The following is a 21,783-nucleotide window of genomic DNA, read 5'->3' as shown; positions in this document are numbered from 1 at the left end:
CTGCCGGTACTGGCGCAACCGGCGAGCACGGCCAGGCCCAGGCCCAGTAACAGGGTTTTCAGCGTTCGCGTGTGGCGGGAAAGAGAGGTCGAGAAGAAGGGGGAAGGGTTGGCAAAAGCGGGCTGTGGGCTTGTCATTTGAATTGGTTCTTCCACTGCCTGATGGCGGCAAATACGGTGTTGTCGTCATGGGCCGCCGGATCAAAATGCTGGGCGGCGGCCATGACCGTGGCTTGTCGGGTACGCAAAAAGGGGTTGATCAACAACTCCTGCGCCACAGTGGTAGGCAAGGTCGGTTGACCCCGGTCCCGCAAGCTGGCGCAGCGTGCATGGTAACCAATCAGCTCGATGTTGTCAGGTTCTACTGCCAGCGCAAAACGCAGGTTGCTCAGGGTGTACTCGTGGGTACAGCAGACGCGGGTGTTGCCGGGCAGGGCTGCCAGCCGGTCCAGCGACGCCAGCATTTGCGCCGGTGTGCCTTCAAACAGGCGTCCGCAGCCGCCGGAAAACAAGGTGTCGCCGCAAAACAGCAGAGGCTGGCCATCCAGGGCGAGGCCATCCGGCGCCTGGCCGCCCCAAGCCGGATGAGCCCCCTCGGGGGGCAGCGCATCACGCGAAGCGGAAAGCGTGGGGGCAAGATAGTACGCAATATGTCCGGCGGTATGTCCCGGCACGTCAATGACCTGGAAATCCAGGTCCAGCGCCCGCACCGAGTCACCGTCCTGGAGCCGCTGGAAAGGTTGGGGAATGGACTCGCGGGCCGGGCCTACCACCTTGGCGCCAGTGGCCTCGCGCAACGCATCGACACCGCCGGTGTGGTCGGCATGGTGGTGCGTGACTAGAATCGACTCTAATTTCAGCCCGTTCGCTTCCAATACGCATAACACGGGCTGGGCATCGCCCGGATCGACAACCAGGGCGCGCCGGCCGTCGTGCAACAGCCAGAGGTAATTGTCGTTAAACGCGGGGATGGGAATCAAGGTCATGCGGCGGTCTCTATGGGGTCACAAATTATAGGTTTCACGGATTGGTTCAGAACCCCGCCCGGCGAGTATTTGCTGGCGTGGGAGCGTGAGCGATTCGACCTCGCGGTGGCGGACATGTTTGGTTACCATGCGCTGCAACTGGGCCTGCCTGAACTGGACGCCTTGCGCAGCAACCGCATGCCGCACCAGTGGCTGGCGTTGCAGGGCGCCGACATCGGCCTTAGCGACGAGCGTCCTCCTGTTGCGGGCCATCTTGCGACCCCGGCCGCAGCTTCCCCGCGCGTGGCGCTGCTGACCGACCCGGCTGCCTTGCCTTTTCCCGAAAACAGCCTGGACCTGGTGCTCTTGCCACACACGCTGGAACTCAGCAGCGACCCGCATGCCACCCTGCGCGAGGTTGCGCGGGTGCTGGTGCCCGAAGGCCGGGTGGTGATCAGCGGCCTGAACCCCGCCAGCCTGTGGGGCCTGCGCCAGCGGCGTGCACATTTTTACCGGCGCCTTGGGTATGGCGAGCTGTTTTTGCCGGAAGCCGGCGAATTTATTGGTTACTGGCGGCTGCGCGACTGGTTGCGCCTGCTGGATTTTGAGGTGGAGTCCGGCCAGTTCGGTTGTTACCGGCCGGCCGTCAGCAGCCCGGTCTCGCTGGAGCGTTTTGCCTGGATGGACAAGCCGGGTGAGCGCTGGTGGCCGATTTTCGGTGCCTTGTATTTTCTGGTGGCGGTCAAACGTGTGCGCGGCATGCGCCTGCTGGAGCCGAACTGGAAGACGAAAAAAGCCACGGCCAATGCGCCTGCGGCCGTGGCCAACCAACTGCGCCGCCCGGACTCTTTTTGATGATTTTCTTTTTTCCGATAACTGCAACCATGGACTTTCGTAACGCATGACCGAACTTTCGCAAACCGCAGCACAACATGTGGTGATTTATACCGACGGCGCCTGCAAGGGCAACCCTGGACCGGGTGGCTGGGGTGCCTTGATGACCACCGGCGACAGCGTCAAGGAGTTGTTCGGCGGCGAACTGGACACCACCAACAACCGCATGGAGATGACGGCCGTGATCGAAGCCCTGGCCGCGCTGAAACGCCCCTGCCAGGTGACCTTGTATGTCGACAGCCAATACGTGCTCAAGGGCATGACCGAATGGATCAAGGGCTGGAAGGCCAGGGGCTGGCGCACGGCGTCCAAGGAGCCTGTCAAAAACGTCGATCTCTGGCAAAAACTCGATGCCCTGGTCAGCGGCAGCGGCCACAAGATCGACTGGCGCTGGGTGCGCGGCCATGACGGCGACCCCGGCAACGAACGCGCCGATATCCTGGCCAACAAAGGTGTGGCCGTGGCTTTGTCCAAACGCTGAGCCGCTTCTGCAGGCAGGATCAAGGCGCGGTGGTGCGCCTGGGCCGCGATGTTGCAAAAACTACACGCTAAGCATACGTAGCATCAGGCCCGCCACAGCCGGGTTGGCGTTTGGTAAACGCCTTGTAAAGCTGGCGCGCAAGTCCTTTGACGGCAAGCCCAAAAGCTGCGCAAGCCACGGTGTCCTGCTACATTGGAATGTTTGTATCTTTTCCATTACAAGTTTCTCCTCCCCATGGCATCAAAAGCAATTTACACGGTGGTCGCGGTAGCAGGTATCGCGGCTGCATCAGGCGCGGCCTGGTGGTACCAGAAGCCCAAGACCCCGGTCGGGGCAGCGGACGTTTCGTCGTCATCCGCGGGACCGGCCAAAACGGCCGGCGGCGATGCCGCTAACGGCAAACCGGTGACGGTGGAAGCTGCCCGGGTGGAGTTGACCCGCTTGGTGGACGACGCCCAGGCCGTGGGCAGCTTGCGTTCGCGCCGGGGCGTGGTCTTGCGCCCCGAGGTCAGTGGCCGCATCACCCAGCTTAATTTCACCGATGGCCAGCGGGTGCACAAAGGGCAGGTGCTGGTGCAGTTCGATGACCAGTTGCAACTGGCGCAAGTCCAGCAAAGCCAGGCCGAGTTGTCGATTGCCCGGGCCAACCAGAAACGCAATGAGGAACTGGTGGCGCAAAACTTCGTCAGCCAGCGCTCCCTGGATGAAAGTGCCGCCAACCTGCAGGTGGCCGAAGCCAAGCTGTCGCTGGCCAAGGCCACGGCGGCCCGCCTGAAAATTGTCGCCCCGTTTGACGGCATTGCCGGTATTCGCCTGGTCAACGTCGGGGACTACCTGAAAGACGGTTCCGACATCGTCAACATCGAGGACATCGAAGCCATTTACGTCGATTTCAGGCTGCCCGAACGTTTTCACAGCAAGGTCAAACGCGACCAGACCGCCGTGCTCGACATCGATGCGCTGCCGGGCCGCAGCTACACCGCGCAAATCCAGGCGATCGATCCGCTGATCGACGCCAATGGGCGTTCGGTCGGTATCCGCGCTTGTATCGACAACCGCCAGTTGCAGTTGCGCCCCGGCATGTTTGCCCGCGTCAACACGGTGTTTGGCGTGCGTGAGAACGCCCGCGTGATTCCTGAAGAAGCCATTGTTCCGCAGGGCGGCAAGCAGTTTGTCATCAAGTTGCTGGAGGGCCCGAACGGGCAGACCCGCAAGACCCAACGCGTCGAAGTCAAGGTTGGCCTGCGCAGCCCCGGCAAGGTGGAAATCCTCCAGGGCCTGGAGGCCGGCGACCTCATTGTTGCGACCGGCCAGCAGCGTGTGCAACGCGACGGCACCCTGGTCACGGTGGTGGACCTGTCCAGTACACGGCCGGCCAGCCCAGCCAAAGCCGCCGGCAACGGATCGGCCAATGCGGCAGCTCCAGCCGCGCCCGCCTTGTCCGGCGCCAATCCCTGCGGTGTCGTGATCTCCCAGGCCCCCGCCGTGGACAAGCCGGGGCGCGGCGCCGGTACGCCCGAACGCAGCCCGGCCGCGACTACAGCACGCAATCCCGCCTGAGTTTCCAGCTGATTCACGTCACAGGTTTTTATGCAACTCGCTGAAGTTTCCATACGCCGCCCGGTATTTGCCACCGTGCTGTCACTGCTGATCCTGCTGATCGGTGCGGTGAGTTTTGACCGCCTGGCGGTTCGCGAATACCCGAAGATCGACGAGCCGGTTGTCACCGTCAGCGTGCGTTATGCAGGCGCGTCGGCCGAGGTGATCGAGTCGCAGGTGACCAAACCGCTGGAAGACTCCATTGCCGGCATTGACGGTGTGGATGTCATCACCTCCATCAGCCGCGCCGACCAGGCGCAGATCAGCGTGCGTTTCCGCCTCGAAAAAGACGCCGACTCCGCCGCCGCCGAGGTGCGCGACCGCACCTCACGCGTGCGCAACCGACTGCCTCAGGCGATTGAAGAACCGGTGATTGCCAAGGTCGAGGCCGATGCCTTCCCGGTCATCCAGCTGGCGTTTTCCAGCGAATCAATGACGCCGCTGCAGATCACCGATCTGGTCAACCGCATTGTCAAACCACGCCTGCAAACCGTGACCGGCGTGGCCGATGTGCGGATTTACGGCGAACGCAAATACGCCATGCGGGTTTGGCTGGACACCGACAAGCTGGCGTCCTACCGGCTCACCACGCAGGACGTGGAAGACGCGATTCGCCGCAGCAACCTGGAACTGCCGGCCGGACGCATTGAATCGCAGCAGCGTGAATTCAGCGTGACCTCGCAGACCGACCTGATCCGGCCAGCCCAGTTTGGCGAGATCGTGGTCAAAACCGTCAACGGTTTTTCTGTCAAGGTGCGTGATGTGGCCCGGGTCGAGGAAGGGGCGGCGGACGAACGCACCTCGGTCCGGCTCAATGGCCGCTCGGCCGTGGCGGTTGGCGTGATTCGCCAGGCGACGGCCAACCCGCTGGACCTGTCCAAAGGTGTGCAGGAAGCCATTCCCAAGCTGAAAGCCGATCTGCCGCAAGACATGCTGGTGGACATCGCCAACGACAACTCGGTTTTCATCGACCGCTCGGTCAAAAACGTCTATCGCACCATCATTGAAGCCATTGTGCTGGTGGCGCTGGTGATTTTTGTGTTTTTGCGCACCATGCGCGCCTCCATCATTCCCATCGTCACCATTCCCGTGAGCCTGATCGGCACGTTTGCCCTGATGGCGTTGGCCGGTTTCACCATCAACACGCTAACCCTGTTGGCGCTGGTGCTGGCGATTGGCCTGGTGGTGGACGATGCCATCGTGATGCTGGAAAACGTGTTTCGCCACATTGAAGAAGGCATGGATCCGTTTTCTGCCGGCATCAAGGGCGCGCGTGAGATCGGTTTTGCCATCATCACCATGACCGCCACCCTGGTGGCGGTGTACGCGCCGCTGGCTTTCACGCCGGGGCGCACTGGCCGTTTGTTTGTGGAGTTTGCGCTGGCGCTGGCCGGCGCGGTGGTGGTCTCGGGTTTTGTGGCGCTGACACTCACGCCCATGCTCTGCACCCAACTGCTCAAGCACAACCCCAACCCCAACCGTTTTGACCGCTTCATGGAGCGCTTTTTGACCGCTGTCTCCGACCGTTACGGCGCCGTGTTGCGCTGGGTGGTCACCACGCGTTTCCAGCCGCCGGCTGGCGAGCGCAGCCTGGGTCAGCGGGTGCGGGGGCTTTTTCTTCAGGCGCGATGGATTGTGGTCGGCGTGATGCTGCTCAGCGCCATCGCGATTGCACTGGTGTTTCCGACCATGAAACAGGAGTTGTCGCCGATGGAAGACCGCGGCGTGATTCTGGCCAACGTCAATGCGCCTGATGGTGCGACCATGGACTACACCAACCGTTATGCGCAGGCGCTGGAAAAAATGGGCCAGCCCTTTCCGGAGTTTGACCGGATTTTTGCCAACGTCGGCAACCCGACCGTGGCGCAGGCCAGCGTGGTTTACCGCACCGTGGACTGGGATGAACGCAAACGCTCCACCATCGAGATGGCGCGCGAGTTGCAGCCCAAGTTCAATGCCTTGCCGGGTGTGAGTGTTTTCACCATCACGCCGCCGTCGCTGGGCCAGGGTTTTCGCGACCGGCCGCTCAACTTCGTGATCCAGACCTCGGACAGCTACCAGAACCTGAACACCGTGGTGCGTCAGATGCTGGACGAAATCGCCAAAAATCCCGGCATTGTGTCGCCCGACGTGGACTTGCGCCTGAACAAACCCGAGCTGCGCATCGAGGTCGAACGCGACAAGGCGGCCGACCTGGGCGTCAGTGTCGAAGTCGTGGCCAAGGCCATCGAAACCTTGCTGGGCGGGCGCAACGTGACGCGTTACAAACGCGACGCCGAGCAATACGACGTGATTGTGCAAACCCAGGCCAATGGCCGCACGACGCCGGAAGACATCGAGCGCATCTATGTACGCGGCCGCAACGACACGGTGATTCCGCTGTCGGCCCTGGTCAAGGTGCATGAAAGTGTCTCGCCGCGCGAGCTGAACCACTTTGGCCAGCGCCGCTCGGTCTCCATCACGGCCAGCCTGTCCGCCGACTACTCCCTGGGTGAGGCGCTGAAGTTCATGGACCAGACGGCGAGCAAGGTGCTCAAGACCGGCTATAGCACCGACCTGAACGGCACTTCGCGCGAGTTCAAAAATTCGCAAGGCGCGCTGGCGATTGTGTTTGTGCTGGCGCTGGTGTTTATTTTCCTGGTGCTGTCGGCGCAGTTTGAGAGTTTTATCGACCCGCTGGTGATCATGTTGTCGGTGCCGCTGTCCATGATTGGCGCGCTACTGGCGCTCAAGTGGTCGGGCGGCTCGCTGAATGTGTATTCGCAGATTGGCCTGATCACGCTGGTGGGGCTGATCACCAAACACGGCATCCTGATCGTCGAGTTCACCAACCAGTTGCGCGGGCAGGGCATGGAGATGATCGATGCGCTGGTGAAGGCCTCGTCCCAACGTCTGCGTCCCATCATGATGACCACCGGCGCCATGGTGCTGGGCGCCTTGCCGCTGGCCCTGTCGCACGGCGCGGGCGCCGAAAGCCGGCAGCAAATCGGCTGGGTGATTGTGGGCGGCATGTCGCTGGGCACCTTGCTCACGGTGTTTGTGGTGCCAACCATGTATTCGCTGTTTGCCCGCAACAAAATCCCGGGTGCGAACAAGGCCGAGGCCAAGGAGGCGCCGGACGCACACCACGGCGAGCCGGAGTTGATCTCCAAGTAAAGGTCGCCCGGGCCCTTGGGTGCAGGGGCTGGGGAAAAGCGCTGATGCCGCTCGTTTGGGGGGTATCAGTTCCTTGAACGGTACCGCGGGCGTAGCTGCTTAAATAATAAGCATGACCCGCCAGCCCAACAGGGGCGTGGGTTTTCGGACTTGTCCCATGTCTTGTCCACAGCTCAGCCCACAGGGCGTGGGCATAAGTCCGGCGCGCTGCCGGACTGTCGAGGACCTAAGAGCCTGTTTACGATCTCGATGGGGCCGCGCAGGTGTCTTTTCGGGATGGGCTGCAAGGCGCGGTGCGCCGCCAATAGCTGGCTATTGGCAAGCGCCGCAACGCCGCAGAGCGCCCGAAAAGACACCTGCCCTTCGGGTTGGGGCGAAATCGGGCGATTTGCCCACCAAACCTTTTGCATGGGCACCAGCCCATGCTGCGAGGTGTTGGCGAGCAACTCATCCCGATTACGTCCCAACGCGACCCCATGGAGATCGTAAACAGGCTCTTAGCGCACGCGCTCGCTTTCGACCGTCATGTCGAGCACATACACGTATTTCGAAGCATCGGCCGGAACCTGGTTGCGGGTGTAACGCTTGAGGCGTAACACGTTGCGCACACCGGGCTGGTGGGTGTAGCCCTCGATCTCGCCGTAAAAGTTCTCCCACGGACCGGTGTTTTGCTTGAGGCCTTGCGCGTTGTAGCTGAGGGTGCGCACTTTCAGGCACTGGTAGTTGGGCATGAGCGGATGGGCGCAGGGCACACGTTCGGGCGCGACTTCCAGAAAGACCTGTTCACCCGCAGCGCCATAACGTGTTTCCGCGGTGGGTGTGCCGTCCAGCAGCCAACGCGCGCCGTCGCTAAAGCCCAGCGTCAACTGCAGGTTGGTCGCATTTCCGGCCGGGGTTTGCAGCGACCAGCGCCGGATCTCGGGCAGGCGTTGGGTTACACGCGTTTCCAGCGCCATGAGGCCAGCGTCCGGGCAGGCCATCAGGGTGCCCATCGCGTGGCCCACCGTCATCTGCTGGCCATCGAGGGTGTATGAGGCTGATATGGCATTACACAGTCCGCGGACCTGCATGCGCCCTTTGTTGAAGTCGAGCTGCACCTTGCCCCACCCGGTTTGCGCCACACCTTGTGCGTCCAGGGCCTGGCGCAACTGCCAGTGGTAGGCGGACAGCGTTTCAGCCTGGGGGGCTTGCTCGGCCTGTGGTGACAGGTTGCTGCAGGCGGCCAGCCCCTGAACCACAAACAAGGGGAGCAGCCATTTCCATGCAAATTTCATTTCAGTTCTCCAGAGAAAGAACCGGCAGTTTGCCTCGATGCACCCTGCTTGCCGCCGGCGCAGCAACGCGATCGGCTAAATGACGCCGTCGAACATCATCACTTCGACGTCTTCGCCGACGGCGACATGGCCCTGGCCGTGGTGCAACACGATCAGGCCATTGGCCTCGGCCATGGAGCTGAGCACACCCGAGCCCTGGTTGCCGGTGGTCTGGACTTGCAGCGAGCCGTCGGCCGCCGTGCTGACGGTGCCGCGCTGGTACTCGGTGCGGCCCGGTTTTTTACGTATGGCTTCCAGGCTGCGGGCCTTGAGCAGCGGCGGCGCGGCGGCCGTGCAGCCCATCATCTGCAGCAGCGCCGGCCGAACAAAAGCCAGAAAGGTCACCATCACCGCTACAGGATTCCCCGGCAAACCGAAGAGGATAGCCCCGTTCGGGTTGCTATGGGTTTGGTAGCTGCTTGCGACCGTGGTTACTGGGCTGGAGGCCGATTTTGCTTGAGGAATCCGGCCCACGGCCATGGGGCGGCCGGGGCGCATGGCGACGCGCCAGAAGGCCACGTCGCCCAGCTTTTTCATCATGCCCTTGGTGAAATCAGCCTCACCCACACTGACCCCGCCCGAGGTGATGATGGCGTCGGCCTGGGCGGCGGCGCTGGTGAATGCGGCCTCCAGCAAGGCCGGGTCGTCGCGCACCACGCCGAGGTCTATCACCTCGCAACCCAGGCGTTTGAGCATGCCGAACACCGTGTAGCGGTTGCTGTCGTAGACCGCGCCTTCACGCGGCGCCTCGCCCAGCGACAGGATTTCATCACCGGTGGAAAAGTAGGCGACCCGCAGCGGCCGCCACACGCTCACGGCTTTCAGACCCAAAGAGGCCACCAGCCCAAGACGGGCGGGCGTGAGCAGCTCACCTTTTAGGAGCGCCGGCAGGCCGTTTTTCAAATCTTCGCCGCGCAGCCGGCGGTTGTCGCCAGCGCTCAGCAATTTCGCGGGAATCGTGATGTGCTCGCCCTGTACGCTGACAAACTCCTGCGGCACCACGGTGTCCAGGCCCGGCGGCATGATGGCGCCGGTCATGATCTTGAGACACTCGCCGGCGCCCACCGTGCCTTGCCAGGCTTTGCCGGCGAGTGCGGTGCCGACCACCTTCAGGGTCAGCGCGGCTCCGGCGGCCAGCGATGCGCCGTCGAAGGCGTAACCGTCCATGGCCGAGTTGTCGTGGGGCGGCACATCAAAAGGCGAGACCACATCGGCTGCCAGCACGCGGCCCAAGGCGTCAAACAGCGGCAGCTCCAGGCGGTCCTGCACCGGCGCCACCAGCAGCGATAAAAAGCGCGACACATCGGCCGCGGACAAGGCCTGCGGGTCGTAACCCTGCAGTTCGGCGGCGATTTCGGCAATACTTTTCACGGCCTGAGGGCTTCCAGGCGGTGCAACTCGGCCAGCGTGTTGGCGTTGAAAAACGCGCGGCTGTCGTCGCCCGGCAGGTTGAAGGGCACCAGCACGGTTTTGTGCTGCGCGGTCCACGCATCGATCTTGCGCCCGCCGCCAGCGGTGAAGGCCGCGAGGCTTTCCAGCATGTGGGTGTGCATCAGGCAAAACACCGGCTGCGCGCGTAACTGGCCGTCCTCCTCGGGAGCGGCCACCACGGCAAAGTCGGCCTTTTCGCGTACCAGGGCTTGCGCCAGCCGGGTCACCAGCGTTTCGCTGAACAGCGGCGTGTCGCAGGGCACGGTTAGCAGGTAAGGGGTTTCGCAACGCTCCAGTCCGGTGATAAAACCGGCCAGAGGCCCGGAAAATTCGCCCAGGCCGGCCGCGTCGGGCCAGACCGGTACACCAAAGGACTCATAAGCCGCCAGGTTGCGGTTGGCGTTGATCATCACCTCGCCAACCTGGGGCTGCAGCCGCAGCAAGGTGTGCAGGGCCAGCGGCACGCCGTTGAAGTTCTGCAGGCCTTTGTCGACGCCACCCATGCGCGAGCCACGCCCGCCTGCGAGGATCACGCCGGTGATTTCTGCGCCGTCTATGGTGTCTATCATGTTGGGTTTTTTCGGCCTAGCCGCCTATGTAACTCATCTCTACACGCTTTGCACCGTCAGCGCCGGGGACACTGCTGTCCGGCGGCAAGGCCGCACGCAACTCTGAATAACGGTCACCACGGCCCTGCCAGATGTGGGCGACGGCGCTGGAAATTTGCTCGTCCGAATAGTCACCGTTGCGCAGCAAGGCACGCAAGTCGTGGCCCTGGCTGGCGAACAGGCATAAAAACAGTTTGCCTTCGGTCGACAGCCGGGCCCGGTTGCAGTCGCCACAAAAAGCCTTGGTCACACTGCTGATGACGCCAACCTCGCCGCCGCCATCGCTGTAACGCCAGCGTTCGGCGGTTTCGCCGGGGTAGTTGGCATCGATGGCCTGCAGCGGAAATTCGGCCTGCAGGCGTTTTATCACCTCGGCAGAAGGCAAGACCTCGTCCATGCGCCAGCCGTTGGTGGCGCCCACGTCCATGTATTCAATAAACCGCAGCACCACGCCCGAGTTGCGGAAGTGCCTGGCCATGGGAAGAATCTCGGCGTCGTTGGTACCGCGTTTGACCACCATGTTGACCTTGATAGGCGCCAGGCCGACCTTGTGCGCCACCTCTATGCCCTTGAGCACGTCGGCGACCGGGAAGTCCACATCGTTCATGCGCCGGAACACCGCGTCGTCCAGCCCGTCCAGGCTGACCGTGACACGTTGCAGGCCAGCGTCTTTCAGGGCCTGCGCTTTTTTGGCCAGCAGCGAGGCATTGGTGGTCAGCGTGATGTCCAGCGCTTTGCCGGACGGCGTCTGCAGCTTGGCCAGCATCTCGATCAGCACCTCCAGGTGCTTGCGCAACAAGGGCTCGCCGCCAGTCAGCCGGATTTTTTCGACGCCGTGGGCGACGAAAATTTTCGCCAGCCGCGTGATCTCTTCAAAACTCAGCAGCGAGCTTTGCGGCAAAAAAGCGTAGTCCTTGTTAAAGACCTCGCTGGGCATGCAATAACTGCAGCGGAAATTGCAGCGGTCGGTCACGCTGATACGCAGGTCGTGCAAAGGCCTGGCCAGGGTGTCGCGCAGCAGCCCGCTGGGCGCGGACAACTGCACCGGAATGTGCGGCACACGTGCCGCGTAGCGGATGTCCGCCAGGGGAATAATTTTGTCAGCCATGGATTTACCTTGCATGGAATTTACTCCATTGGCGAAAACCTCTGGCACGGCAGGGCGCTGGGTGGTTCCCGGGGGCGTCACCAGCGCGGCTCGAGGGGCTTGATCAGGTAGCATGGCTGTTCCGTTTTTTGCGCCATGTCCATCCCCTTTTTTAGCAGGGCCTCCATGCGATTTTTCAAACGAAGCCTGGCCGTTTTGGCTGTTTTACTCCTGCTCGCCGCAGGTGTGCTGGCCTGGTTGCTGCAGCAACATCCGGCACTGGCCCCTTATGCGCCGCTGGCGTGGAAACAAAGCCCGCCGCCGCCCTCGGCCCTGAAGGTGAGCTTTCTGGGCGTGGCCACCGTGTTGCTGGACGACGGGGAGACCGCCATTTTGACCGACGGGTTTTTCTCGCGGCCCGACAAGCTCCAGACCTTTCTGGGCAAAGTGGAACCGGATCTTGACGGCATCAGACGTGGGATGCAGCGCGCCGGTATCCCCGACCGTATCGGCAAGCTGGCGGCCGTGATCCCTGTGCATTCGCATTACGACCACGCCATGGACGCGCCCGAGGTGGCCAAACGCACCGGTGCATTGCTGCTGGGCTCGGAGTCGACCGCCAATGTGGGGCGTGGCTGGGGTTTGCCGGAGAAGCAGATTCGTGTCGCCAAACTGGGCGAACCCATGACGTTTGGTCGCTTCACCGTGACCTTGTTTCCCAGCCGCCATGCGCCAACCGGCTTCACCGGCGGCCAGATCGAAGAGCCGCTGAAGCCGCCAGTGCGCGCCAGCGACTACAAGGAAGGGCAAAGTTACGCGGTGCTGGTGCAGCACGACGGTAAATCCCTGCTGATTAATGGCAGTGCCGGCTTTGAGCCGGGTGCGCTCAAAGGCGTGCAGGCCGATGTGGTGCTGCTGGGCATAGGCGCGCTCGGGCCACGCGGTGACAACTACCGCGACGCCTACTGGCGCGAGGTGGTGAGTACGGTGAAGGCGAAACGGGTCATTCCCATCCACTGGGACGACTTCTGGCTGCCCTCGGATCAGCCCATGAAACCCATGCCACCGCCGCTAGACCAGTTTGAGCGGTCCATGGACTTTTTGCGCGAACGCGGCGCGAAAGAGGGCGTGGACGTCCGTTTGCCACTGGAGTGGCAGGCCATGGACGTCTGGCGGGGGCTCTAGCTCCTCGCTCCGAGTCTCGCCCTTCGCTTCGCGTCTTAAACGCAGCGCCCGCCGTCGACCTCGATACACACACCGTTGATAAACGCGGCTTCGTCGCTGGCCAGGTACAGCGCTGCGTTGGCGACGTCCAGCGCGGTCGAAAAACGGCCCAGCGGAATGCTGGCCAGAAACTTGGCGCGGCGTGCTTCGCCTTCGGGGCCGGTGACCGTCCCGCCGGCAAACTGGGTGGACAGTGCGGTGTCGGGGTTGAACACCGGGTTGATGCAGTTGACGCGGATGTTGTCCGGTCCCAGTTCGGCCGCCAGCGATTTCGAGGTGGTGATCACCGCGCCCTTGGAGCCGTTGTACCAGCTCAGACCGGGCCGCGGGCGCACGCCGGCGGTGGAGGCGATGTTGATGAAGCTGCCGCCGCCATTGGCGCGGAACACCGGCGTGGCGTGAATGGTCGCGAGGTAAATGCTTTTGACGTTGATGGCATAACACTTGTCGAAATCGGCTTCGCTGGTGTCGAGCGCGGGCTGGTTCAGATGTGTCCAGCCGGCGTTGTTGACCATCACATTGAGCTTGCCGTAACGCTGCACGGCCGCGGCCACCAGCGCCTTGACTTCGGCGGTTTTTGTCACGTCGGCCGCGAAGAAAGACGCGGTGCCGCCGGCCTGGACAATTTCGGCCACGACTTTTTCGCCGAGTGCGGCGTTGATGTCGTTGACGATAACTTTGGCGCCTTCCGCCGCCAGCCGTTTGGCAATACCTTCGCCGATGCCGCCGCCGGAGCCGGTGACGATGATGGATTTGTCCTGGAGGCGCATGGATGGTTTCCTTGGTTGCTATAAATTTTGTAGCTTCTGGCGCCCGTTCTTAAAGGGCTGAAGCCTTGTTTTTCTTGAAATTTTCAGAGCTGACGATGGTTTAGCCGTGGCGCACCGCCACGGTCTTCAAAGTCGTGAAGCCATACAGCGCCTCAAACCCTTTTTCGCGCCCGTAACCTGAAGATTTCACGCCGCCAAACGGCAGCTCCACGCCGCCGCCGGCGCCGTAGTTGTTGATGAAGACCTGGCCGCTTTTGACACGTTTGGCCATGCGTAGCTGGCGGCTGCCGTCGCGCGTCCAGACGCCGGCCACCAGGCCGAACTGGGTCGCGTTGGCGAGTTCGACGGCGTGATCTTCGTTGCTGAAACTCATGGCGCAGAGCACCGGGCCAAACACTTCTTCCTGTGCCAGGCGGTGCATCACTGGCACGTCGCGCAGCAGGGTGGGCGCCTGGTAAAAACCGGTGTCGGGCGCTTCGTCGACGATCTGGCCTTGCGCGACCATGGGGATGTTGGCGACTTGGGCGTCGCTTAAAAAGTCCCAGACGCGTTGCTGCTGGCTTTGGCGGATCAGCGGGCCCACGTCCAGGTCCATGGTGGCGGGGCCGACGCGCAACTGGGTGAAGGCCTGGCCCAGGCGTTCCAGCAAAGGTTCGTAAATGTGCTGGTCCACCAGCAGGCGCGAGCCGGCCGAGCAGGTCTGGCCAGCGTTTTGAACGATGGCGTTGATGATGGCCGGGATCGCGGCGTCGATGTCGGCGTCGGCAAAAACGATTTGCGGGCTTTTGCCGCCCAGCTCCAGCGTGACCGGGCAGTGGCGTTCGGCGGCTACTTGTTGAATCAGCGTGCCTACCGTCGGGCTGCCGGTGAAGCTGATGTGGTGGATGCCTTTGTGACGGGCCAGGGCGTCGCCAACTTCATGGCCGTAACCGGTGACGATGTTGATGGCGCCGGCCGGAAAACCGACCTCGGCCGCCAGTTGCGCCACGCGGATCAGCGACAGGCAGGCGTCTTCGGCCGGTTTGACGACACAGACGTTGCCGGCGGCCAGTGCGCCGCCCACGCTGCGGCCGAAAATCTGCATCGGGTAGTTCCACGGGATGATGTGGCCGGTCACGCCATGGGGTTCACGCCAGGTGAAGACGCTGTAGCCGTCCAGGTAGGGCAGGGTTTCGCCATGCAACTTGTCGCAGGCGCCGGCGTAAAACTCGAAATAACGCACCAGCGCGGCGGCGTCGGCCTTGGCCTGTTTGGTCGGTTTGCCGCAGTCGCGCTGCTCGATCATGGCCAGTTCGTCGGCATGTTCGGCCACCTTGTGCGACAGGCGCATCAGCAGCCGGCCGCGTTCGGCGGCGCTGAGTTTGCACCAGACCGTGTCCAGGCAATCGTGCGCGGCCTGCACGGCCTGGTCGATGTCCTGGGCGTTGCTGCGCTGGAGCTCGTCGAAGGGCTGGCCGTCGGACGGGTCGATGACGGGAATGGTTTTCCCGGACGAGGAGCGGACCGATGCGTTGGCGATGTAATTGAGTTGCATGCCTGTGATTTTGCTTCAAACCGCGGCCATGCCCGGGCTTCGATATTTATGGGTGAAATAGGCCTCCAGCCCAGAAGGGGCGGTCGTAATCAGCTATGGAATCAGTAGCGAATCAGGGTTTCCCCGGGCGTGCCAGGCGTATCACCAACAGGCTGGCCAGCGCGGCCAGCGCCAGCAACACCGTCAGGCAGCCCGCCACATCGGCCAGAGGCGCGCCCATCTGGTTGAGCCGCAACGAGGCCTGAATCCCTGCCGTGCTGGGGAATAACCAGCGCAGCGCCTGCAGGGGCTCGGGCAGGGCTTCCACCGGCCAGGAAAAGCCCGACAAAAACGCCAGGGGCAGGGCGGTGAATAACAAGACCTGCAAGGCCCGCTCGCGGTTGCGGAAGCACAAACCCAGCAGCGCACCCACTGCGCAGATGGCGGGCACATAAATCGCCAGCAGGGCCAGCGCGCCTAACGGGTTGCCGCCGCGCGGGAAGTCTTGCACCCAAAAAATCCAGCCGAAGTAAAACAGGCCGCTGAGCCAGCCCACCGTGCTGAAGGCCAGCAGGCGACCGCTCCAGACGCCGATGCCGGCGCGATGTTTGCCGGCTTCGACCCAGGTGCCGACACACATGGCCACGCCCATGAGCAGGGTCTGCTGCAGGATCAGCAAGGCCACGGCCGGCACCACGTAGCTGCCATAACCTTCGGTGGGGTTGAACAGCGCCACCATCTGCAGATTGACCGGGCTGCGGCTGGCCATGGCTTGCGGTGCGCTTTGACCGCCGGCCTGCAGTTTGCGGATTTCAATGCCGGCCGACACCGTGCCTATGGCTTCGGCAAAACCGTAAAGCACGGCCTTGTTGAGCAGGGCGTAAGCACCATTGGCTTCCACCGCAACCGTGGCCGGGGCGCCGCGCAACACATTGCGTTTGAGGTCGGGCGGAATCACGGCATAACCTTCGATCTCGCCGCGCCACAAGGCTTGCTGGGCCTGGCCCTCGTCGTTGGTGACCAGGCGCACATCAATGCGCGGGTCGGCCTGGGCAAAACGTGTGATCTGGCGCGACAGGCTGGTACGGTCGTGGTCCACCACGGCGACCGGCACTCGCGTGACGGCCTGTGTCATGTAAGGCCAGGGGTAGAAAAAACCATAAAGCACCGGCGCCCCGACCAGGATCAGCAAGATGCCGGTATCACCCAGGATGCCGCGCAGGGTGGCACCCCAGGCCCGCAGCAACTCACCGCCCAGGCGGCGCATCAGCGTTTGCCCCACAGATGCGGATGGCGGCAGGCTTGTTGCAGCAGCGGCACACTCACGGCCAGCAACCCAGCGCCGGCCAGCAGCATGAGCACGACGGTGGGCAGGCTGTAACGTAGCGGCGCGCCCATTTGCAACTGCTCCATCTGCAGCCGGATGTAATGGGTGTAGGGCAAAACCTCGGCCCAGGCACGCGCCAACACCGGCATGGCCACCAGCGGAAAACCGACACCGCTGAAAGCAAAGGCCGGCGCCGTGATGAAGCCGGTGGCGGAGAGTGCCACACGCAAGGAGCGTGTGATGGCCGCAGCAGCCACACCCATGGCCATGGACAGCGCCAGCATCAGCAGTTCCGCCAGCCAGACCCAGGCCAGCGAGCCCGCCGGGTACCAGCCGCGGCCCCAGGTCAGCCACAACAAGGCGGCGCTGGCCACCAGCGACAAGCCCAGCCAGGCGGGCAGTAGTTTGCCCAGCAGGGCGCCACTGGCCTGCGGCCAGCGCGGCAACACGCCCAGCCAGCGCCACAGGGAGCCATCACGCAGCTCGCGGCCCACGGTCCAGGCCCCCGCCGTCATGGCCAGGATGTGCAGCAGCGCGGGGATCAATGCCGCTGCCAGGAATTGTTCGTAGTTGAGCGAGGTGTTGAACAAGGTCAACATGCCGGTGCGTATCGGTTCCATGGACACCCGCACCGCTTGTGCCGGCTCGCCGCGTTTGTTGCGTGCGGCCATCTCCACCCCGGCCGACAAGGTGGCGACCACGGTGCGAACATCGCGCTGGATCAGGCCGGAATGGGTGCCCAGTTGCGCGTTGTGCAACAAGGTGACCTGCGCCGCACGGCCCATTTTGATGCTACGGGCAAAACCGGGCGGGATGCTGACCATCGCATACACCTCGGCGCTGCGCAAGGCCTGCTCGGCCTGGGCGCTGTTGTTGTAACGGCCAGAGAGCTGCAACCCGGGTGTGGCGTCCAGAAAACGGGCGAGCTGGCGCGACAAGGCCGAATGGTCCTCGTCCATCACACCTATCGGTAAGCGATTGGGCAGGCCCGCCGAGAAGATCCACCACAACAAGGCCACCGCCAGCAGCGGCACCCAGGAGACCATGGCCAGATCCCAGGGACTGCGGCGCAGCCAGGCGAGCTCGCGGCGCGCACTGGTCATGAGCGCTTGTGCAAAGCCCATGTTTTTTATGTCCAGGTGCGGCAGTGTTACTGGACCAGCACACTCATGCCGGGTCGCGCGCCGTCAATCGGCGCGACGGGTCTGGCCCGGATTTCAAAGGTGCGTGCATCAAAACCCTGGCCGGCGCGGGTGGCGCGCCAAGTGGCGAAGTCGGGCAACACGGCGCTGTAAAACACCTTGAAACGCACCGTCTTGTTGCCCAGCGCCGGCAACTGCGCATCAAACTCGGCGCTCATCGCAAAACGCTGCAAACGGTCTTCGCGCACATTGAGCACCACCCACTGGTCTTTCAGGTCCACCACCGAGACCACGGCCACACCTTGCGGCGACAACTCGCCGACCTTGGCCAGCACCTTGGCCACTTCACCGGCGACCGGGCTTTTGAGTTCGGTTTCCGCCTTGGCGGCTTCCACCTCGGCGACGACGCCGGCCACCTGGCGCGCCTGGGCGTTGGCGGCGGCCTTGTCTTCCGGTCGGGCGCCGGTGCGTGCCATGTCGTACTGGGCCTTGGCCGTCAGGGCCTGGTCGCGCGAGGCCTTGAAGTTGGCTTCGGCTTCGTCGCGTTTTTGCGCGGCCACGAGGCCATCCCGGGCCAGGCCGTTGACGCGTTTGAACGAGATCTGCGCCAGGTCGGCTGCCGCCTGGGCACGCTGCCATTGCAGTCTGGCCATTTCCACTTCCTGCGGACGGGCGCCGTTGTGCGCCTTGTCGGCCACGGCCTGGGCGGCCTGTTGCGCGGCGGTGGCTTGCGCCAGCTTGGCCGCAACTTCAGGGCTGTCGGTGCGTATCAGCAGGGTCCCCACGCTGACCGGATCGCCTTCCTTGACCAGCACCTGGGAGATACGTGCCGTGACCTTGGGCGCGATGTCGGTTTCGCGTGCTTCCATCTGCCCCTGAAAGACTTCGGGCGGCGGTTGGGAGGCGCGCCACAGGCCCAGGCCCAAGAGCCCCAGCACCACGATGGCCGCTGCGGCTTTGAATACTAATGGTCGATTCATGGTCAATACACTTTCACGTCGGCGCGGCGGATGTAGCTGCTGAATTCATCGGACAGGCCGCAGCTCTCGAGCAGGCTGGCCAGCGCCATCACATACTCGTAAGCCACTTGTGCGCGTTCGGTTTCGACCTTGGCCTGGTTGACCTCGGCGTCTATCAGTTCCAGCGCGGTGCCCGTGCCTTCACGCAAGGCCGCGGTGCGCAGGCGCAAGACCTCATGGGCCAGGGTCACACCGGGCTCGGTGGCCAGGAACTGCCGGCGCGCCTGCTCCAGCGCGCGCCAGTTTTTTTCAACCAGCAGGGTGATGTCGCTACGTGCCTGCAGGCCGGTGCGTTCGGCTTGCTCGATCTGTTTGTTGGAAGAAGCGGCCAGCGCGTCGCGGTCCACCGCGTCAAACAAGGTCCAGCGCACACCGATGCCGCCTATCCAGTCGGCGTTGCCGGCTTTCAGTTCGCGTTGCCCGAAAGCAAACACCTGGGGTTTGCGCAGCGCCTCCTGGCCATGGTGCAACTGCTCGGCCTGCATCTTTTTGGCGTTGACCTTGGCCAGGCCCGGATGGCGCTGCAAAGCCTGGTCCAGGAAATGCGGCAAAGGTTCAACGGCTTGTGTCAGGACAAACAGCGGCGTGTCGGGCTTGACCGGGGTGTTGGATTTGACGGTGCGGGCCAAGGCGATCGCCGTCATTTCGGCATCGTCCTGCGCCTTGAGGGCATTGCGTTTGGCCTCTTCATACGCGGCCTGCGCCTGCAGGCGCTCGATGCGCGAGATCACGCCGGCCGCCAGCATTTTGGCGGTGGCCGCATCATGCTGGCGAATATCGTCTAGCGCCACCTGCCGCAAGGCCGCGGCCTTGGCCGCCAGTTGCGCACCGAAATAACGCTGCACCAGCTGGGTGGCGAGTTCGTGGCCGGTCTTGTCGGCATCGGCGCGGGCCTCGTTGCCCTGTGCCGTCACGACGCCGCGCACCGCATCGCTGGCTCCGCCCGCATAAATCGGCCAGACCGCCGAGATGGAGCGGGTGGTGCCGGTGTCATGCCGGTTGAAGGTGTAGTTGGCCGGGAACTGCGGCACCGGCAGCGGGATGGGCAGGTTCTGCAAGGGGATCGGCAGGCGCTGGCTGGCTTGGGCGAGCTGCTGGTTGATGGGGTCGAGGCTGACGTTCAGGTTGGCGTTGTAGGCATAAGCCACGGCCGACAGGCTGACCACCGGCCCGCCCAGGCCCTTGAGGCCGCGTTCCTGCAAGTCCTTGCTGTCTATCGCGGCCTGCGCGGCCGCCATCTGGTCGGAGCCGGTCTTGACGCGGTCCCAGGCGGTTTCGAAACTCATGGCTTGCAGCTGAACCTGGGGCGAGGCCGCTTGCGGAGCCCGCACTTGGGCCTGGACACCGGCACAGCCTGCAAGGCAAAACGCCGCGGCCAGCAAGGGGGAGGGTGAGGTCATGGGGCCTTGCCTGGATTCAATAAAAGGGTGCTGCCTGGCGCGGTATCAAAAAGCCGCGCGCGGACACACGAACATACCATGGCCGATGGCCGAAAACCCGGCAAGGTTGCGCGCCGGTGCGTTCGCCGACGTGCAGGTAGATAAAGCGATCGGCCAACTCGTGCAGCGCTGAATTTGCTTCTTCGGCAGCATATTTTTGTGAGGACGCGGCCCCATCGCATCCCAGCCCTTTATCCACGGGCGATGATTGTTATCGAAATGATGGCAATTTAGGTGGCTTGGCCTGGACGGCTCACGACTGTGTAAAGCGGCGCGTTGTCGGCCAGCCAGCGTCCGGATAGCTCATTGGCCTGCTGGTTAGGGTGAAAGTCACGGCGCAGGTAGGCGCGCCAGGGCCGGAAGGTCTGGCGGACCAGGCCGCGTTGGCCGAACAAAAAGCTGGCGGCGCTTGTCCAGGTGGTCCATCGCCACAAGCTGCCGTCGCGGCGCAGGTTGTTGACGGTCTGGCGCAGGGTGTCGCTGAGGAAAACGAAGGTGATGCGACGGAACCATTTGATGCGCCACGCATGGCTGCCGTCCAGCGCGGCATACACATCAAAGGCGGTGGCCTTGTGTTCGGATTCTTCGGCGCAATGCCACAACCACATGGTTTTCAGGCGCGGCTCGCAGGGCTCCAGCAACTCGGGGTTGCGCAGCAGCCACTCGGCAAAAATCGCGGTGAAATGTTCGTTGGCCGCGGTCACGGCCAGCGCGTGACGCGGGTTGGTGCCGGCCAGCAACTGCATATTGCGCTCCGCACGCGGCGCCCAGTCGTTGACCAGGCCTTGGGTTTCCAGGTGCTGGTTGAACAGGCTGTGAATCCGGCGGTGTGTGGCTTCCTGGCCGATAAAACCCTGGACTTCAGCTTGAAAGGGGGCTTGTTGTTCCGTGGGCAAGGCCTTGAGTCCGTTGCGCACCGCGTCGATGAAAAACTGCTCACCCACCGGGAAACTCATGGACAAGGAGTTGAAGAAGGCCGTGCGAAAAGCGTCGCCGGCGCACCAGTGGCGCGGCAAGGGCGTTTCGAGGTCTATCAGCAGGCGGCGTACAACAAGTTCACTCATGGGCTTCTTCCAAAAACAGCGTGGTACCGGCGGGTACCAATCAGGATGACTATAGGATTGCGCTGTGGTACTGTCAAGTACCAAAAAATCATGCGCTGTTGAAACATGCCTTCTGACCCGATGACCTCCCAAGAACCTGCCACGGCCCACCGCTCGCGCCTGATTGAGGGTATGGCGCATAGCGTGGCCGCCAAAAGTTATGCCGACACCACGGTGGCCGACATCGTGCGCGAAGCAGGCGTGTCCAAGCGCACGTTTTACGAATGTTTTGCCACCAAGCAGGACTGTCTGATCGCGCTGTATGTGGCGGCCAGCCACGGCGCACTGAAGGTGTTGAAAGACGCCATCGACCCCAGCCGCGACTGGAAAACCCAGGTCGAACACGCCATGAACGCCTACCTGGCCTGCCTGGCCAGCAACCCGGCCTTGCTGCGTACGCTGTTCATTGAAATCCTCAGCCTGGGGCCCGAGGGCTTGCAGGTGCGCCGCCGCATGAACCAGGAACTGGCCGACTTTGTGGTCCAGGTGGTCAATGCTGGCCACCCGCACACCGCACAAGACAGCGCAGAAACGGCCACCCTGGCGATGGCCGTGGTCGGCGGTATCAACGAGCTGGTGTTGCAGGCGATTGAAAACAACCGCACGGCAGACCTGGCGGATCTGGCGCAGCCTTCGAGTGCCTTGGTGCGCGCCGTGCTGGCCGCGCCGCGTTGACCGCAGCCTCGCGGCCATAAAAAAAGCCCGGCGTACCG

19 protein-coding genes are annotated in these 21,783 nt (G+C 63.2%); 6 read left to right on the top strand and 13 right to left on the bottom strand.

From position 1 onward, the window contains the following. Positions 1-133: 133 nt before the first annotated feature. Complete coding sequence (gloB, locus tag ACHMXK_RS13480; RefSeq protein ID WP_397441076.1) at positions 134-985, bottom strand: hydroxyacylglutathione hydrolase; 852 nt, start codon at positions 983-985, stop codon at positions 134-136. 12 nt (positions 986-997) lie between these two features. On the opposite strand from gloB, the gene ACHMXK_RS13475 reads away from it, so the two are divergent. From ACHMXK_RS13475 to ACHMXK_RS13460, 4 genes are all read left to right on the top strand, one after another. After that, on the top strand, positions 998-1,819 hold the full coding sequence (locus ACHMXK_RS13475; protein ID WP_397441075.1) for a class I SAM-dependent methyltransferase: 822 nt from the start codon (positions 998-1,000) through the stop codon (positions 1,817-1,819). A gap of 46 nt (positions 1,820-1,865) precedes the next feature. Then, entirely contained in the window at positions 1,866-2,339 is a 474-nt protein-coding gene (rnhA, locus tag ACHMXK_RS13470) for a ribonuclease HI (RefSeq protein WP_397441074.1), read from the top strand. A 234-nt stretch (positions 2,340-2,573) separates the two neighbouring features. Continuing rightward, positions 2,574-3,899 carry an efflux RND transporter periplasmic adaptor subunit gene (locus ACHMXK_RS13465; protein ID WP_397441073.1) on the top strand — a complete coding sequence of 442 codons (1,326 nt, stop codon included), beginning with the start codon at positions 2,574-2,576 and terminating at the stop codon, positions 3,897-3,899. 30 nt (positions 3,900-3,929) lie between these two features. After that, a complete protein-coding gene (locus tag ACHMXK_RS13460; RefSeq protein ID WP_397441072.1) occupies positions 3,930-7,094 on the top strand; it encodes an efflux RND transporter permease subunit in 3,165 nt (1,054 codons plus the stop codon). A gap of 497 nt (positions 7,095-7,591) precedes the next feature. On the opposite strand, the gene ACHMXK_RS13455 is transcribed toward ACHMXK_RS13460, so the two are convergent. From ACHMXK_RS13455 to moaA, 4 genes are all read right to left on the bottom strand, one after another. Next, positions 7,592-8,368 (bottom strand): DUF4377 domain-containing protein, encoded by a 777-nt coding sequence (locus tag ACHMXK_RS13455; protein ID WP_397441071.1) that lies wholly within the window; start codon positions 8,366-8,368, stop codon positions 7,592-7,594. 75 nt (positions 8,369-8,443) lie between these two features. Continuing rightward, entirely contained in the window at positions 8,444-9,778 is a 1,335-nt protein-coding gene (glp, locus tag ACHMXK_RS13450; protein WP_397441070.1) for a gephyrin-like molybdotransferase Glp, read from the bottom strand. Then, entirely contained in the window at positions 9,775-10,407 is a 633-nt protein-coding gene (gene mobA / locus ACHMXK_RS13445; RefSeq protein ID WP_397441069.1) for a molybdenum cofactor guanylyltransferase MobA, read from the bottom strand. The genes glp and mobA overlap by 4 nt, the downstream gene beginning before the upstream one ends. Positions 10,408-10,423: 16 nt before the next feature. After that, positions 10,424-11,554 carry a GTP 3',8-cyclase MoaA gene (gene moaA / locus ACHMXK_RS13440; protein ID WP_397441068.1) on the bottom strand — a complete coding sequence of 377 codons (1,131 nt, stop codon included), beginning with the start codon at positions 11,552-11,554 and terminating at the stop codon, positions 10,424-10,426. 195 nt (positions 11,555-11,749) lie between these two features. Between moaA and ACHMXK_RS13435 the strand changes: the two genes are divergently transcribed. Next, positions 11,750-12,718 carry an MBL fold metallo-hydrolase gene (locus ACHMXK_RS13435; protein WP_397441067.1) on the top strand — a complete coding sequence of 323 codons (969 nt, stop codon included), beginning with the start codon at positions 11,750-11,752 and terminating at the stop codon, positions 12,716-12,718. A gap of 35 nt (positions 12,719-12,753) precedes the next feature. Here the strand turns inward: ACHMXK_RS13435 and ACHMXK_RS13430 are convergent, their stop codons facing one another. The 8 genes from ACHMXK_RS13430 to ACHMXK_RS13395 all read right to left on the bottom strand — a co-directional run bounded on the left by ACHMXK_RS13430 (position 12,754) and on the right by ACHMXK_RS13395 (position 21,031). After that, complete coding sequence (locus tag ACHMXK_RS13430) at positions 12,754-13,527, bottom strand: SDR family oxidoreductase (protein WP_397441066.1); 774 nt, start codon at positions 13,525-13,527, stop codon at positions 12,754-12,756. A gap of 100 nt (positions 13,528-13,627) precedes the next feature. Then, positions 13,628-15,061, bottom strand: coding sequence for an aldehyde dehydrogenase family protein (locus ACHMXK_RS13425; RefSeq protein ID WP_397441065.1), 1,434 nt, complete (start codon positions 15,059-15,061; stop codon positions 13,628-13,630). 112 nt (positions 15,062-15,173) lie between these two features. Continuing rightward, positions 15,174-16,307: an ABC transporter permease gene (locus tag ACHMXK_RS13420; RefSeq protein ID WP_397441064.1), complete on the bottom strand. Its 1,134-nt coding sequence runs from the start codon at positions 16,305-16,307 to the stop codon at positions 15,174-15,176. Continuing rightward, positions 16,307-17,491, bottom strand: coding sequence for an ABC transporter permease (locus tag ACHMXK_RS13415; protein WP_397441063.1), 1,185 nt, complete (start codon positions 17,489-17,491; stop codon positions 16,307-16,309). The genes ACHMXK_RS13420 and ACHMXK_RS13415 overlap by 1 nt, the downstream gene beginning before the upstream one ends. 26 nt (positions 17,492-17,517) lie before the next feature. Continuing rightward, positions 17,518-18,489: an HlyD family secretion protein gene (locus ACHMXK_RS13410; protein WP_397441062.1), complete on the bottom strand. Its 972-nt coding sequence runs from the start codon at positions 18,487-18,489 to the stop codon at positions 17,518-17,520. Between the two features lie 2 nt (positions 18,490-18,491). After that, positions 18,492-19,928: a TolC family protein gene (locus tag ACHMXK_RS13405; protein ID WP_397441061.1), complete on the bottom strand. Its 1,437-nt coding sequence runs from the start codon at positions 19,926-19,928 to the stop codon at positions 18,492-18,494. A gap of 16 nt (positions 19,929-19,944) precedes the next feature. Then, positions 19,945-20,166: a hypothetical protein gene (locus ACHMXK_RS13400; protein WP_397441060.1), complete on the bottom strand. Its 222-nt coding sequence runs from the start codon at positions 20,164-20,166 to the stop codon at positions 19,945-19,947. A gap of 31 nt (positions 20,167-20,197) precedes the next feature. Continuing rightward, positions 20,198-21,031 (bottom strand): metal-dependent hydrolase, encoded by an 834-nt coding sequence (locus ACHMXK_RS13395; protein ID WP_397441059.1) that lies wholly within the window; start codon positions 21,029-21,031, stop codon positions 20,198-20,200. A 120-nt stretch (positions 21,032-21,151) separates the two neighbouring features. Here ACHMXK_RS13395 and ACHMXK_RS13390 point away from each other — a divergent pair, with 120 nt between their 5' ends. Next, positions 21,152-21,745: a TetR/AcrR family transcriptional regulator gene (locus tag ACHMXK_RS13390; protein ID WP_397441058.1), complete on the top strand. Its 594-nt coding sequence runs from the start codon at positions 21,152-21,154 to the stop codon at positions 21,743-21,745. Positions 21,746-21,783 lie beyond the last annotated feature (38 nt).

Origin of the sequence: Polaromonas sp. UC242_47, from assembly GCF_044452385.1 — a bacterium.
Lineage (GTDB): Bacteria > Pseudomonadota > Gammaproteobacteria > Burkholderiales > Burkholderiaceae_C > Polaromonas.
The sequence above is the reverse complement of the archived record's forward strand: the minus strand, read 5'-3'. Positions and strand labels throughout refer to the sequence as shown.

Coding starts and splice junctions, on each gene's coding strand:
- gloB (WP_397441076.1), bottom strand. CDS start 985: ATGACCTTGATTCCCATCCCCGCGTTTAACGACAATTACCTCTGGCTG.
- ACHMXK_RS13475 (WP_397441075.1), top strand. CDS start 998: ATGGGGTCACAAATTATAGGTTTCACGGATTGGTTCAGAACCCCGCCC.
- rnhA (WP_397441074.1), top strand. CDS start 1,866: ATGACCGAACTTTCGCAAACCGCAGCACAACATGTGGTGATTTATACC.
- ACHMXK_RS13465 (WP_397441073.1), top strand. CDS start 2,574: ATGGCATCAAAAGCAATTTACACGGTGGTCGCGGTAGCAGGTATCGCG.
- ACHMXK_RS13460 (WP_397441072.1), top strand. CDS start 3,930: ATGCAACTCGCTGAAGTTTCCATACGCCGCCCGGTATTTGCCACCGTG.
- ACHMXK_RS13455 (WP_397441071.1), bottom strand. CDS start 8,368: ATGAAATTTGCATGGAAATGGCTGCTCCCCTTGTTTGTGGTTCAGGGG.
- mobA (WP_397441069.1), bottom strand. CDS start 10,407: ATGATAGACACCATAGACGGCGCAGAAATCACCGGCGTGATCCTCGCA.
- moaA (WP_397441068.1), bottom strand. CDS start 11,554: ATGGCTGACAAAATTATTCCCCTGGCGGACATCCGCTACGCGGCACGT.
- ACHMXK_RS13430 (WP_397441066.1), bottom strand. CDS start 13,527: ATGCGCCTCCAGGACAAATCCATCATCGTCACCGGCTCCGGCGGCGGC.
- ACHMXK_RS13425 (WP_397441065.1), bottom strand. CDS start 15,061: ATGCAACTCAATTACATCGCCAACGCATCGGTCCGCTCCTCGTCCGGG.
- ACHMXK_RS13420 (WP_397441064.1), bottom strand. CDS start 16,307: ATGCGCCGCCTGGGCGGTGAGTTGCTGCGGGCCTGGGGTGCCACCCTG.
- ACHMXK_RS13415 (WP_397441063.1), bottom strand. CDS start 17,491: ATGGGCTTTGCACAAGCGCTCATGACCAGTGCGCGCCGCGAGCTCGCC.
- ACHMXK_RS13410 (WP_397441062.1), bottom strand. CDS start 18,489: ATGAATCGACCATTAGTATTCAAAGCCGCAGCGGCCATCGTGGTGCTG.
- ACHMXK_RS13405 (WP_397441061.1), bottom strand. CDS start 19,928: ATGACCTCACCCTCCCCCTTGCTGGCCGCGGCGTTTTGCCTTGCAGGC.
- ACHMXK_RS13395 (WP_397441059.1), bottom strand. CDS start 21,031: ATGAGTGAACTTGTTGTACGCCGCCTGCTGATAGACCTCGAAACGCCC.
- ACHMXK_RS13390 (WP_397441058.1), top strand. CDS start 21,152: ATGACCTCCCAAGAACCTGCCACGGCCCACCGCTCGCGCCTGATTGAG.